Below are 12,962 nucleotides of genomic sequence, written 5' to 3'. Positions count from 1 at the left end.
TGAAAAGCAAGTTCCTTATTGGCGATGATCAGTTCAGCTGCCCGGTTTTCTTTCTCTTCATTTTGAAAAAGCAGTTCCTTGTTGGCGATGACCAACTCTGCTGCCCGGCTTTCTATTTCCTCGCTCTGAAGAACGATTTCTCTGTTAGCAATGATTAATTCATCAGAATCGTTTTTCTTCATGTGCATAACTTAAAAGATCGTATTTAAAATGTGTGAAAATAAATCGGTGGAAACTAAGTACAAGGTCATTCAGGCAGGAATAAAAAACCCTTTTATTAATTTCTAAAGCTACCACAATAATATCCGGTATTTATCTAAAACAATATATATATGTTTTTATGCTCTCCCGGAATTTTAACTTCTGAAAAACGCCGTCTTTATGATTTAAAGAGCGACGTTTTTATGGTCAATAGCTTAAACTAATACCATTCCTCCATTCATGATAATTTCAGTTCCTGTGGTGAATTTTGCCAAATCGGCACACCGGAGAATTATAGCCGGAAAAGACCCGGTTATTGTATAAATTGATTTTATCTGTTTTCAAGCCAGCTTAAAAATCCACTTGTCTTTCCACTTCCATAGCGCCCCTGAAGTTTATTCTGAAATAACATTTTGAATCTCAACATACTTCAAATAAATAAAAATATTTTTATTCGTCTGTTTTTTAGTTAGTTATATAAATATGGCTTTTTAGTTATGAAATAGCCATATAGTATACTTTTTGTCAATTAAATTATACTGATACTTTTGTAACATAAAAATGACATGTTTTGATATTAGAAAAAAATCAATATTTTAGATCAACAGAATTATATTTTTTAACCTAAAATCATTACAAAATGAAAAAAATTAAATTAAATTCAGAAAGATTGCGCTTGAAAAAAGAAAAAGTTGCTTCTTTGACTACCGGTCAAATGGGTAAAGTTTATGGTGGAATACCAATTACAACTGCTACCAGGAAATTCTGCTGCGACTGGTCAGAGGCAATCTGTCCTGAAGTACCTTAGTATTTTACGTTTAAATACGTGAGCTAAACAGCCTTATTTTTAACCTAAAATCATTACCAAATGAAAAAAATTAAATTGAATTCAGAAAGACTGCGCTTAAAAAAAGAAAGAGTTGCTTCATTGACTACAAATCAAATGGGTAAAGTTTATGGAGGACAACCTATTACAACTAGTACCAGGCAATTCTGCTGTCACATTACAGATCCAGTAATCTGCTCTATTGAACCTTAAGCTTTATGCTTAAACATGTCACGTTGAAATTTTAATTAAACAAAATTATCTAACCTAAAATCATTGCCAAATGAAAAAAATTAAATTAAACTCAGAAAGACTACGTTTAAAAAAAGAAAAAGTTGCTTCATTGACCACGGAGCAAATGGGTAAAGTTTATGGTGGAATACCAGTTACGACTATTACCAGAAGATTCTGCTGCGACCTGTCAGATTCGATCTGTCCTGTTGAGCCTTAGTCTTAAGATTTAAACACATCACGTTTAAATCTTCGCAAAACACAATTTTTATTTAACCTAAAATCATTACCAAATGAAAAAAATTAAATTGAATTCAGAAAGACTGCGGCTGAAAAAAGAAAAAGTTGCTTCATTGACCACAGATCAAATGGGTAAAGTTTATGGCGGTGTACCAATTACTACTGAAACCAGAAGAGTTTGCTGCCTGTTGACTATTGAAGCAATTTGCGCTTAAGCCTTTGGCTTTACGTTAAACGTATCCGTTTAAATCTTAACAAAACAAAACTAATTTATCTAACCTAAAATCATTATCAAATGAAAAAAATTAAATTGAATTCAGAAAAACTACGCTTGAAAAAGGAAAAAGTTGCTTCATTGACCACGGAGCAAATGGGCAAAGTTTATGGTGGAATACCATTGACAGCTGCTACCGGAAGATTTTGCTGCGACTTTAGTGATGTGCAAGTTTGCGTTATTTAGCATTAATTTTCCAGTTTTAAACACGTAACGTTGAAGAATAGCCAGCTTATAAACTGGCTATTCTTCCATAGTAAACAGGTGACCGATATTTTTATATGAAAGAAGAAATTCAAATTATACTTGATAAAATATATTTATCACTTAAAAACCGTGATTATTATCAACCATCACTTCTTGACGGGGAAGCCGGATATTGTCTTTTTGATCAATCTTATATCAGTTATACTGGTATTCATGCGGTAAACCACATTGATAATATTGAGCATTTTGAAAATAATCTTCAAACACTTTCTGAAGATTCAATTGGTTGTCAAAGCGCTTTTTTCTCTTCTGGTAAAGCAGGGGTTAACTGGTTTTTTTCCTATTTAAAAGCTAAGGATGTATTAGACGAAGAGAATTGGGAGATACTATGCGATGATGACCCTGAATTATTTGATCAGGCTATTCTTTACCTGAAAGATGGAAATTATGATTTTCTTCATGGTTCCATCGGAATAGCTTATCATTCATTATATGAACAAACAAATCAATATGCCAAGTTTCAGGAAACATTTTTTCAGCTGCTCTATAAGCTTGCTTATCAGTCACCAGATAAAATGTTTATTGCCCATTTTGATCTGACCAATCTAATACCTGTACCCAATAAAATTAACCTGGGTATGGCGCACGGTTTAATCAGTGTTTTAAAATTCTGTCTGCAATGTTATCAAAAGAATATCTGTTCAGAAGCTGCTAAAAAACTGGCACTGGATATAGCAGATCTGTTCAAGTCAACTATCAATAGAAATACTAATAATAGTCTGTTCCCCAATATATTGATGCTCGATGAGCCGACAAGAGGATACAGTCGTGTGGGATGGTGTTACGGAGACTTAAGTATAGGTTTTGTACTCTATCAGGCCGGGGTGGTTTTTGAAGATACTGCCCTGAAAGATTTGGGTACAGAAATACTCATACATACCTCCAAAAGAAGAAGTGAAGAACAAACGATGGTCAGAGATGCCGGGATTTGTCATGGCAGTGCAGGTATAGCCCATGTTTACAATAAAATGTGGCATTATACTAAAAACCCTGTTTTCAAAGAAGCCTGTGACTTCTGGATACAGCAAACATTAGACTTTTCCATCCACCCGGATGGCTATGCAGGTTTCAAATCTTATTCACCAGATGCCAGTGGAAAATATACAAACTCTTATGGATTATTAAATGGAATAAGTGGGATTGGATTGGTGCTCCTCAGTTACCTCACCGGAGATTTTAGCTGGGATTACTGTATCATGCTTAATGATTAAATATATGATTAAAAGTTATTCCTTTGTTTTACTGCGTGCTCCATTGCAGAGCCTGAACTTAGCCAATGACTTTTCGGCAAACAGGCAAACCCTGCTTCAGGAAGGAATCTATTTATCCTCTCCCGAATTCTGGAAAGAACTGTTAAAAGAGAATGATCTTACCGCAAAAGAAAAGGAAAAACTGGAGTTGTCCTTTGCCAAATACTGGCTGCGCAGCTGTAGCAGATGTACACCATATGGTACATTGGCGGGCGTTAAATTGGTAGACATCAAAGCAGAAGAAACTAACCTTCAGCTGGATCATGCCGATCAGCATATCCGTAGTGTGCGTTTGGATATGAACTATCTTAACGAAATTATCACTTACCTGAACACTGTCCCTGAAATTGTCAGACAGCTTAAGTTCTTTACGAATAATAGCTTATACGAACTTCCGGACAGTTATCGCTATGCAACTTATTCTTTGATAGATACGCAGCGCGTTTACGAGCTCACCTCTATAGAAAAGACAAATTATATAAGAGGCATTCTTCTGGCAGCCCAAAAAGGAGCTACACTGGAAAGCCTGGCACAAATACTTAAAGATCATGAAAATATAAGTCTGGAAGAGGCTGCTGAATTTATTACCGATATGGTTGATTCGCAACTTATCTTATCAGACTTAGAACCCTGTGTTACCGGTAAAGATCCCCTGGATCTGTTAATTGAGCGCTTAGAAACGCTTTATCATGTTGATGAATTACTTGTGAAATTGAAGGAAGTTCAACAGCTGATCAAAAACCCGAAGGCAGGAGTGAACTACTATAAAGAAATAGAAAATAGCTTAAAAGCACTCGATTTCCCGATAGAAATTCCACCAAATCTATTGCAAACTGATCTTTTTTTTGCTGCAAAAGCGCAGAAAATCGATCAAGGTATTATTGATCGTATTCTTAAACAAACCGATGACTTATACGCATTGAGTTTGTCGGGTGAAGGCAGGGATCTGAATAACTTTAAAACTAAGTTTTCGGCGCGTTATGAATTTGAAGAAGTCCCGTTATCATTAGCATTAGATGCTGAACTTGGTATAGGCTATGCCGGAAGTGACCAGTCATCAGCTGGTGAAAACAGGTTGGTTGAAAACCTCATTTTAAAAGGCCCTGTTGCCGGAAAAACTATAAATTTTGATTACATACAAGAATTTGTACTGCATAAACATAACGACTATCTTCAACATCAAAAAACAGCTATTGAAATAACTGAAGAAGAATTAAAATTATTCAAACCCAGGATTGCGAATTATAAATTTTCAAACAGCTTACATCTGATGGGAAGTTTGCTGAAATCTGATGGCAAACTGGATGCAGAAAACTTCATTTTTGAGCTTTTCAGTTTTGGAGGAACCTCTTCAGGTAATCTCTTGTCCAGGTTTGCACATGGAGATCAGCAGTTGTGTGATTTTACAAAGTATATCCTTAAAGAAGAAGAAAAGGAATTCCCGGATCATATTTATGCCGATATTGTACATCTTCCGCAAGCCAGAGTCGGTAATGTGCTGCTCAGACCTTTATTGCGCAAGTATGAAATACCTTATATCGGGAAATCTGGCTTAACACCAGAAAATCAAATACCTGTAGAAGATATTATGGTTTGCGTCAAAAATAACAAAGTACTTTTGAGGAGTAAAAAACACAATAAATATATCCTTCCCAAACTTACTTCTGCTCATAATTTCTCCACCCGGAGTTTACCAGTTTATAAATTCTTATGTGACTTGCAAACGCAGGGGCAAGCACAACCTGATGCCTGGAATTGGGGTGTATTATCTTCGCTTGCTTATCTGCCAAGGGTTGTTTACAAAAACTTAATCGTCAGAAAAGCGCGGTGGATTCTTAAAAAAGATGATTTACCGGCCATTCCCAAAGAGAGGAATGACTATTTAAGCTATTGCCAGGCACTGAGAACTCAATATCAGATCCCGCAAAAAGTTGCTTATGTAGAAAGCGACAATAAGCTTTTAATTGATCTGGAACAACAAACAGGTGCCGACTTATTCATTCATTACCTGAAACGTTATGAAAGTGTGCAGCTTGAAGAATTCCTCTTTACCAATGAAAACTGTATCGTATATGATGCAAATGGAAATCCGCACACCAATGAATTGATCATCCCTTTAAAAAGAGAACAAAGCGTTTCAGATCATAATTTGGCAAAACGTACTGTGAAAAATGAATTGACCTCTCCAAAGGATGAAACACAGGTTAAAAGAAAGTTTTCTCCGTTTAGTGAATGGTTGTTTTTCAAAATTTATTGCGGACCGACAGCAGGTGAAAAAATACTGAAAAACGAACTGCTGGAATTTGTGGAAGATGGTATCGAACAAAATTTATTTGAGAAATTTCATTTCATCCGGTACATTGATGAATCTTTTCACATCCGGGTTAGATTTTACAATTCAGACTTAGCAAAGCAATTGAAAGTTCAGCAACAATTCATGGGAAAACTGGAACCGCTGCTTGCCAATAACCTGATCAGTAAAGTAGTACTGGATACTTATTCAAGAGAGCTGGAGCGTTATGGTGCGCCCATTATAACAGAAGTAGAATCTCTGTTTTTCAATGATAGCCTGGCAGTACTCAAATTTGCCAGACTGCTGGATAGTCCTGAATTAGAAGAATACCGGTTTTTATTTGCACTTAGAGGAGCAGATATGCTTTTAACCGATTTTGGTTATACAACTCTTGAGAAAAAAGAGCTGTTAAAAAGGCTCCAAATTGGTTTTTTCAGAGAATTTGGTAGTGATCCAGGATTGCAAAAACAACTCAATGAGAAATATCGCCAAAAACAGAAAAGTATCTTTTTGCATATGAATGCTGATCTGGATGAATTAAATGAGATTGAAGAAGCGGTGGCAGTTTATCAAAAAAGGTCAGCTATGAACAGATTGGTTTATCAAACTATTCTGCTTAAATCGGGGAATCAGACACCTCCAGATGACCTGATGGAAAGCCTCCTGCATATGTATCTGAATCGTTTGCTGGTCAATAATCCCCGGAAACATGAATTGGTTATTTACCATTTTCTGGAAAAATATTACAGCTCACAACTGGCTATCTCAACCCATGTACCTAAATTAGCTATTACTCCATAATAAATACAAAGCGCTTCATGAGTTTTCCTTTTTATAAACAATTCGATCTGATGGACTGTGGTCCCACTTGTCTTCGCATGGTAGCTAAACATTACGGGCGTAGTTTTAAAGTGCAAACATTGAGGCAATACTGCGAAATCAACAGAGAAGGAGTATCCCTGTTAGGTATTCATAATGCTGCGGAAAAGATCGGATTTGAGTCCGATGCTATTATAACCAGTTTGAAGGGATTGGGAGAAACTCAATTACCGGTGATCCTGCACTGGAGACAGAATCATTTTGTAGTACTTTATAAAATAAAGAATGATAAATACTTCATTGTTGACCCTGGGAATGGACATGTCAAACTAAACGCAGAAGACTTTTCCCGGAATTGGATAGATAAGGAAAGTACTGAAGGCATAGCCTTGACCTTAGCTCCAACTCCTGAATTTTATGCACATGAAAATGAAGCAGGCAGTGAGGTTCGCTGGTCATTTTTATTTGGCTATTTCAAGACTTACCGTAAGCTGGTTATTCAATTGGTTTTCGGTCTTGCTGCAGGGAGTATATTACAATTGATTGCCCCGTTTTTAACACAATCCATTGTGGATGTCGGAATCAATACCCGCAATCTTAATTTTATTTATATCATTCTTATCGCACAAGGGGCGTTGATTATTGGACGTATCAGTGTAGACTTTATCCGGTCATGGATATTATTGCATATTAGTATCCGGGTTAATATTTCTATCCTGACCGACTTCATTATCAAGCTGATGAAGCTCCCAATGATCTTTTTTGATACCAAGATGACTGGTGATATTATGCAGCGGATGAATGATCAGAAAAAGATAGAAACCTTTTTAACAGGAACGGCATTAACCACTTTGTTTTCTATCTTTAACTTATTGATTTTCTCGGTAGTGATTGCGTATTACAATCTCACTATCTTTTTTGTCTTTCTGATCAGCAGTACATTATATATGGGCTGGATCGTCCTGTTTCTGAATCGCCGGAAGATACTTAACTATAAAAGTTTTGAAATATCGGCAAAAAACCAAAGCAATGTAGTACAGCTGGTTACCGGGATGCAGGAAATCAAACTCAACAACTGCGAACAGCAGAAACGATGGGAATGGGAAGATATTCAAGCCAGTTTATTTAATGTTAATGTTAAAAACCTGGCTTTGAGCCAATATCAGCAAGGCGGATCAACATTAATTAACGAAGGAAAAAATCTGCTGATTGCATTTTTAAGTGCTAAAGCAGTGATAGACGGAGATATGACGCTGGGTGCTATGGTCGCAGTACAATATATTATTGGACAGCTGAATGGGCCCATAGAACAAATGCTCGGTTTTATACAAGGCTTTCAGGATGCCAGAATCAGTTTGGAACGGCTAAACGAAATTTATCAGATGGATGATGAAGAGCAGCCGGATAAAGAATGGAACGACACCCTTCCAGTTCAGAAAGACATTAGTATTGAGCAGTTATCATTTCGTTATCCCGGTACAGGAAATCTGCCCGTACTCCGGAACATTGATCTGAAAATCCCACAAGGCAAAACAACTGCAATTGTAGGGATGAGCGGTAGTGGAAAAACTACAATCCTGAAGTTGTTATTAAGGTTTTATCAACCCGATCATGGTGAAATCAATATTGGAACTGAATCATTGAACAGTATCAGCTATAAAGCATGGCGTGAGGAATGCGGGGTAGTGATGCAGGATGGCTTTATATTTTCTGATACGATTGAACGTAATATTGCTGTAGGTGAAATCCCTGCCGATCCGGTGAAATTGAACCACGCGATCAGAATAGCTAACATCCAGGATTTTATTGATGGTTTACCGCGTGGCTTAAATACAATGATCGGTGCTGAAGGTAATGGAGTAAGCCAGGGACAACTTCAGCGGATGTTAATAGCCCGTGCCGTATACAAAGATCCTGAATATATCTTTTTTGATGAAGCTACTAATTCACTGGATGCCAATAACGAGTGGACAATCATGAATAACCTCAAAGAATTTTTTACGGGCAGAACAGTAATTATCGTAGCCCACCGGTTGAGTACAGTCAGGGATGCAGATAATATCATTGTACTCGATAAAGGGCGTATCATTGAACAAGGGACACATCAGGAATTAAGTCAGTTAAAAGGCGCTTATTATCTGCTTGTTAAAAATCAGCTGGAGTTAGGAACATAATCAACATTTAAAATGCCATCCGTAAAAAAACAAAATAGTCAGCAGGTAGTTCATAGTCCTGCAATTCAAGCAATTATTACCTCAGTTCCTTCGTGGTTACTGCGCTGGGGAATCTTTATGTTTTTTGTGCTCCTGATTTTAATCGCAGGACTTTCTGCCTTTATCAAATATCCTGACCTTGTGATCACGACATTAAAAATTGATACCTCAGCTGATCAAAAATTCTATGGAGAAATGACTGTTCCTCAAAATATGCTGACTAAAGTTAAAGAAGGGCAGGAAGTTTTGATTAAATTAAGGAGATACCCTTATCAAACTTATGGTACGATCAGAGGCACTATAAAATACATAGATCCTATTCCTCAGCAGGATAGTATTTTTATTTCAAGAGTTGATTTTAACAATAACCTATCAGCATTACCCGGGCATATCCTATTAAAAGATAAAATGATGGCCGATGCAGAAATCATTACACAGGATGTTACTATCTTGCAGCGACTGAGCCGGAGTATATTTAAAAGTGATAATTAAGAAAATATAGTAGTAAAACAGGTAATCAGGAAAGATGTCCGAACAAATTACAACACTGAATCATTACCATTCTATCTGCGATCAGCTTGGGAAAACAGATACGGACCTTGGCAGGATCATCACATCTTATGGGTATCCACATTTGTGGACCAGGCCAAATACTTTTGAAAGTTTAGTGCACATCATCCTGGAGCAACAAGTTTCTCTGGCCTCCGCTTTAGCCGCTTTAAATAAATTAAAAGAACGTTTACCAGAATTTACACCGGCGGCTATATTGTCTTTAACCGATGAAGAATTCCGGACATGTTACTTCAGCCGGCAAAAAACTGCCTATACCAGATTTCTGGCTGATGCCATTTTAAATGGACAAATTGATCTGGAAGAATTTACTCAGCTGGATAATAACCAAGTGCGGAATACGTTAACTCAACTCAAAGGCATTGGTAACTGGACTGTAGATGTATATCTGATGTTTGTGCTGCACCGTGCAGATATTTTTCCAATAGGAGATCTGGCCGCAGTGAATGCGCTGAAAAAGATCAAATCACTTCCATTACATACTATTAAGGATGAAATTCTGGACATTTCCGGAAAATGGAAACCCTACCGGACAGTAGCCAGCATGATGTTGTGGCATTATTACTTAAGTCAAAAAATGCGTTAAGCAAGCTCTTTATCCATCTTTTTCCGATTATTTAAAAGTACTAAAACCCTGATATTACGCAGATAACGACTCTTTGGCTGATTAATTGTTAGATCAATGCGTTGACAACGCAAATCTAATCAGGGAAAATGGAGTATTTACAAGGAATTAGTGAGGCGGGTACTTATGCCGGGCAACCAACCAGGGCAAAGCTTTTGGAAGAGATTGCTATCCTTCAGTCTGTTTTAGAAAGTACAAGTGCCAGTATTTTCGCTTTCGATAAGAACTTTAATTATACAGCCTTTAATAAATCGCATCAGCAGACGGTGAAGATAGGAAGGGGGATTGACCTTAAAATAGGTGATAACTATCTGGAACTGGCCAGAAAGAACGGCGGTACGGATGGAGAGAAGACCCTGGAAATATTCCAGCGGGTAATGGCGGGTGAAACAGTTGAATTGATCGAAGAATTTGGTGACCCGGAATTGCACCGCGCATCCTTCAGCATGATCTGTAATCCGATGTATGATCAAAAAGGTCAGATAAATGGTATGACAGTATTTTGTCAGGATGTTTCAGAAAGAGTAGCGCTGCAAAAAGAAGTAGAAGAGAAGAGCCACTTGTTAAATGGAGTACTGGATAACCTGCCGGTCATTATTTATGAAGTAGATGCGGAAGGAATATTTACGCAGTCTATCGGTTCGGGATTACAAGCCGTAGGTCTGCAGAACAATGAACTTGTTGGCAAAAATGTGTTTGAATCTTTTCCTGCAGCAGCTGCTGAATTACGAAAAGCATTAGCTGGTGAATCCGGTCAGTTTGTGAGTAAACTTGATCAGGATGATAAAGAATTTGTTTATCAGAACACTGTTTTCCCCAGCCCCGATCAGCAAGGCAGTATTACCGGTTTCGCTTTAAATATCACTCAGCAGCACCAGGCGGAAATAGCACTGCTCAAAGCGAAAGAGAAAGCAGAACAGGCGGTATTGGCTAAACAACAATTTCTATCTAATATGAGTCACGAAATCCGCACACCAATGAATGCTGTCATTGGTATGACCCATTTGCTCTTACAGGAAGACCCGAGGAAAGATCAGCTTGAAAATCTGAATATATTAAAATTCTCAAGTGAGAGTCTGTTAAGTCTTATCAATGATATTTTAGACTATAGTAAAATCGAACTGGGTAAAGTTACTCTTGAAAAGATAGATTTTAATTTAATTGAACTGATTAATAGTATCAAACAAGCTCATAATCTCCATGCAGAAGGGAAGGAAATCTTCTTTAATATCAATATAGATGCAGACCTGCCTGAGATTTTGATTGGAGATCCGGTCAGGTTAACCCAGATATTAAATAATTTGATTAGCAATGCTTTGAAGTTTACCAATGAAGGTTATGTGATTGTAGATCTGACGCTGAAGAAAATAACAGGTGATCTGGTTGATATTGGTTTTACCATCACTGACACTGGGATCGGTATTGAACCTGATCTGAAAGATTATATTTTTGAAAGCTTTACACAAGCGAGTGCAGATATTTCCCGGCGCTTTGGAGGAACAGGACTCGGACTGGCCATTACCAAGCGGCTGATAGAGCTAAAAGGCGGCGAAATTTATGTAGATAGTACTCTGGGCAAAGGATCTACCTTCTTTTTTGACTTGCAGTTTAAGAAAAGTCAGAAAAAAGCAGGTTATGTTATGCCGGCTTTAATTTTCGAAAGCCTTGCTGGTTTTAAGGTGCTGCTTGTAGAAGACAATGAAATCAATACCATCGTAGCAGGGAAATTTATGAAGAAATGGGATCTGGATATTGATTACGCAATACATGGAATTGAAGCACTGGAAAAGGTAAAGAAAAATGAATATGATGTGGTCCTGATGGATTTGCAGATGCCAAAAATGGATGGTTATGAAGCCAGTACGGCTATCAGGAATTTACCTGGCAAGCGATTTAAAGAGTTGCCAATTATTGCATTAACGGCTTCTGTTCTGGCAGAAATCAATAATCAGGTGATGGATGCAGGGATGAATGATTATATCTCTAAACCATTTAACCCAATGGAACTTTATTCTAAAATTGCTAAATACGTCAGGAAAAGATAAAAGGGTATTATCCGGAAATTGTGTAAAAAATAATACAATTGAATAGTTGCAGCTCCTAAGCACACAGCTATTCAATTATACATTTAGCTATCATTTACACTTCGTATTCCTTTTCTACGACCGATAGAATCAATTCTTTCACAGTGATACCTCTTTGTGCCCCTAGTATTTTTAATGCCTTTAAAGAGCTCTTTTTAAGCCTTAAAGGATATGTCACTATTTCTTCATCAGGCTGAACAACTTGTTTTTCCTCTTTCGGATTGTTCTCTTTTGATGGAGAATTAAATAAGGCAGATACACCTCCCAAGTTCTTGTTATTATCTTCTATGTCACCTAAGTTCTTCTTTGCCATACGTTTATATTTTAGCTATAATTTCATCTGTCAGATTAGCATAATCTGTTGCAGCATTTGATAAAGGAGCATATTCAAAAATGTCTATTCCTTTCAACTGTGCTTCTACCAGTGCTACATTTATACGGATAGAGGTAGTAAATAACTTATCATTGAAATATTTTTTGATACTCTCGGTAATCTGCTCGGTTATGATTCTTCTTGGGTTTATTTTAGTAATAAACACACCACCAATCGTCAGGTTTTCATTATAGTGTTTTCTGACATCAGAAATAATAGAAACCAGGCGGTCAATTCCTCTATAAGCAAAATACTCTGCTTCTAATGGGATCATAACCGTATCTGCTGCAACCAGTGCATTGACAGTCAGCATTCCTAAAGCAGGAGCGCAGTCGATGAGTATATAATCATACTTTCCTTCCACTGATTTTAGCAATCTTTTCAGAATAGTTTCTCTTCCAAGTCTTGAAACCAATTCAATTTCGGCACCCAATAAATCTAAAGAAGAAGGGATAATATCCAGATATTCCGAAATGGTTTCAATAGGTAATGCAGTATCATCTTTTATACTATCATAAATAGAAACCTTAACATCCCTCAGGCCTAAACCTTCTGTTAAATTTGATTGAGGATCAATATCAATCAATAAAGTTTTCTTCTTTGCACGTGCTAAACCCGCGCCAATATTCAGTGTAGAGGTAGTTTTTCCTGTACCACCTTTATGGTTTATAATCGCTATAATCTTCATGTGAATGT

At 37.1% G+C, this 12,962-nt stretch carries 13 protein-coding genes and 1 pseudogene; 11 read left to right on the top strand and 3 right to left on the bottom strand.

The features are described from left to right. Positions 1–182: pseudogene (locus LY11_RS01800) on the bottom strand (diguanylate cyclase); the annotation flags it as partial. A 659-nt stretch (positions 183–841) separates the two neighbouring features. Here LY11_RS01800 and LY11_RS26590 point away from each other — a divergent pair. The 11 genes from LY11_RS26590 (at position 842) to LY11_RS01770 (ending at position 11,854) form a co-directional block, all read left to right on the top strand. After that, complete coding sequence (locus tag LY11_RS26590; protein WP_170132601.1) at positions 842–1,009, top strand: class I lanthipeptide; 168 nt, start codon at positions 842–844, stop codon at positions 1,007–1,009. A 60-nt stretch (positions 1,010–1,069) separates the two neighbouring features. Next, entirely contained in the window at positions 1,070–1,240 is a 171-nt protein-coding gene (locus tag LY11_RS26585; protein WP_170132600.1) for a class I lanthipeptide, read from the top strand. A 70-nt stretch (positions 1,241–1,310) separates the two neighbouring features. Then, complete coding sequence (locus LY11_RS26580; protein WP_157287913.1) at positions 1,311–1,478, top strand: class I lanthipeptide; 168 nt, start codon at positions 1,311–1,313, stop codon at positions 1,476–1,478. 73 nt (positions 1,479–1,551) lie between these two features. Then, complete coding sequence (locus LY11_RS26575) at positions 1,552–1,713, top strand: class I lanthipeptide (protein ID WP_170132599.1); 162 nt, start codon at positions 1,552–1,554, stop codon at positions 1,711–1,713. A gap of 80 nt (positions 1,714–1,793) precedes the next feature. Next, positions 1,794–1,958, top strand: coding sequence for a class I lanthipeptide (locus tag LY11_RS26570; RefSeq protein ID WP_170132598.1), 165 nt, complete (start codon positions 1,794–1,796; stop codon positions 1,956–1,958). 95 nt (positions 1,959–2,053) lie between these two features. Then, positions 2,054–3,250 (top strand): lanthionine synthetase LanC family protein, encoded by a 1,197-nt coding sequence (locus LY11_RS01795; protein WP_111632011.1) that lies wholly within the window; start codon positions 2,054–2,056, stop codon positions 3,248–3,250. Between the two features lie 4 nt (positions 3,251–3,254). Next, the gene (locus LY11_RS01790) at positions 3,255–6,383 is read left to right on the top strand and encodes a lantibiotic dehydratase (protein WP_170132597.1); all 3,129 of its coding nucleotides are present in this window, start codon (positions 3,255–3,257) and stop codon (positions 6,381–6,383) included. A gap of 17 nt (positions 6,384–6,400) precedes the next feature. Further along, a complete protein-coding gene (locus LY11_RS01785; RefSeq protein WP_111632009.1) occupies positions 6,401–8,575 on the top strand; it encodes a peptidase domain-containing ABC transporter in 2,175 nt (724 codons plus the stop codon). 12 nt (positions 8,576–8,587) lie between these two features. Next, positions 8,588–9,106: an HlyD family efflux transporter periplasmic adaptor subunit gene (locus LY11_RS01780; protein WP_111632008.1), complete on the top strand. Its 519-nt coding sequence runs from the start codon at positions 8,588–8,590 to the stop codon at positions 9,104–9,106. 34 nt (positions 9,107–9,140) lie between these two features. Then, positions 9,141–9,770: a DNA-3-methyladenine glycosylase family protein gene (locus LY11_RS01775; protein ID WP_111632007.1), complete on the top strand. Its 630-nt coding sequence runs from the start codon at positions 9,141–9,143 to the stop codon at positions 9,768–9,770. A gap of 128 nt (positions 9,771–9,898) precedes the next feature. After that, complete coding sequence (locus tag LY11_RS01770; RefSeq protein ID WP_111632006.1) at positions 9,899–11,854, top strand: ATP-binding protein; 1,956 nt, start codon at positions 9,899–9,901, stop codon at positions 11,852–11,854. Between the two features lie 94 nt (positions 11,855–11,948). Here the strand turns inward: LY11_RS01770 and LY11_RS01765 are convergent, their stop codons facing one another. Further along, positions 11,949–12,206, bottom strand: coding sequence for a hypothetical protein (locus LY11_RS01765; RefSeq protein WP_111632005.1), 258 nt, complete (start codon positions 12,204–12,206; stop codon positions 11,949–11,951). A gap of 4 nt (positions 12,207–12,210) precedes the next feature. Continuing rightward, positions 12,211–12,954 carry a ParA family protein gene (locus tag LY11_RS01760; RefSeq protein WP_111632004.1) on the bottom strand — a complete coding sequence of 248 codons (744 nt, stop codon included), beginning with the start codon at positions 12,952–12,954 and terminating at the stop codon, positions 12,211–12,213. Between the last annotated feature and the right edge of the window lie 8 nt (positions 12,955–12,962).

Origin of the sequence: Pedobacter cryoconitis (assembly GCF_003259615.1) — a bacterium.
Taxonomy (GTDB): Bacteria; Bacteroidota; Bacteroidia; order Sphingobacteriales; family Sphingobacteriaceae; genus Pedobacter; species Pedobacter cryoconitis.
Note: the sequence above shows the minus strand (reverse complement) of the source record. Positions and strands in the feature narration are given on the sequence as shown.

Excerpts from the sequence above, each read along its gene's own strand:
- LY11_RS01775 (WP_111632007.1), top strand. The coding sequence starts at position 9,141 with ATGTCCGAACAAATTACAACACTGAATCATTACCATTCTATCTGCGAT.
- LY11_RS26575 (WP_170132599.1), top strand. The coding sequence starts at position 1,552 with ATGAAAAAAATTAAATTGAATTCAGAAAGACTGCGGCTGAAAAAAGAA.
- LY11_RS01790 (WP_170132597.1), top strand. The coding sequence starts at position 3,255 with ATGATTAAAAGTTATTCCTTTGTTTTACTGCGTGCTCCATTGCAGAGC.
- LY11_RS01795 (WP_111632011.1), top strand. The coding sequence starts at position 2,054 with ATGAAAGAAGAAATTCAAATTATACTTGATAAAATATATTTATCACTT.
- LY11_RS26580 (WP_157287913.1), top strand. The coding sequence starts at position 1,311 with ATGAAAAAAATTAAATTAAACTCAGAAAGACTACGTTTAAAAAAAGAA.
- LY11_RS26585 (WP_170132600.1), top strand. The coding sequence starts at position 1,070 with ATGAAAAAAATTAAATTGAATTCAGAAAGACTGCGCTTAAAAAAAGAA.
- LY11_RS26570 (WP_170132598.1), top strand. The coding sequence starts at position 1,794 with ATGAAAAAAATTAAATTGAATTCAGAAAAACTACGCTTGAAAAAGGAA.
- LY11_RS01765 (WP_111632005.1), bottom strand. The coding sequence starts at position 12,206 with ATGGCAAAGAAGAACTTAGGTGACATAGAAGATAATAACAAGAACTTG.
- LY11_RS26590 (WP_170132601.1), top strand. The coding sequence starts at position 842 with ATGAAAAAAATTAAATTAAATTCAGAAAGATTGCGCTTGAAAAAAGAA.
- LY11_RS01785 (WP_111632009.1), top strand. The coding sequence starts at position 6,401 with ATGAGTTTTCCTTTTTATAAACAATTCGATCTGATGGACTGTGGTCCC.
- LY11_RS01780 (WP_111632008.1), top strand. The coding sequence starts at position 8,588 with ATGCCATCCGTAAAAAAACAAAATAGTCAGCAGGTAGTTCATAGTCCT.
- LY11_RS01760 (WP_111632004.1), bottom strand. The coding sequence starts at position 12,954 with ATGAAGATTATAGCGATTATAAACCATAAAGGTGGTACAGGAAAAACT.
- LY11_RS01770 (WP_111632006.1), top strand. The coding sequence starts at position 9,899 with ATGGAGTATTTACAAGGAATTAGTGAGGCGGGTACTTATGCCGGGCAA.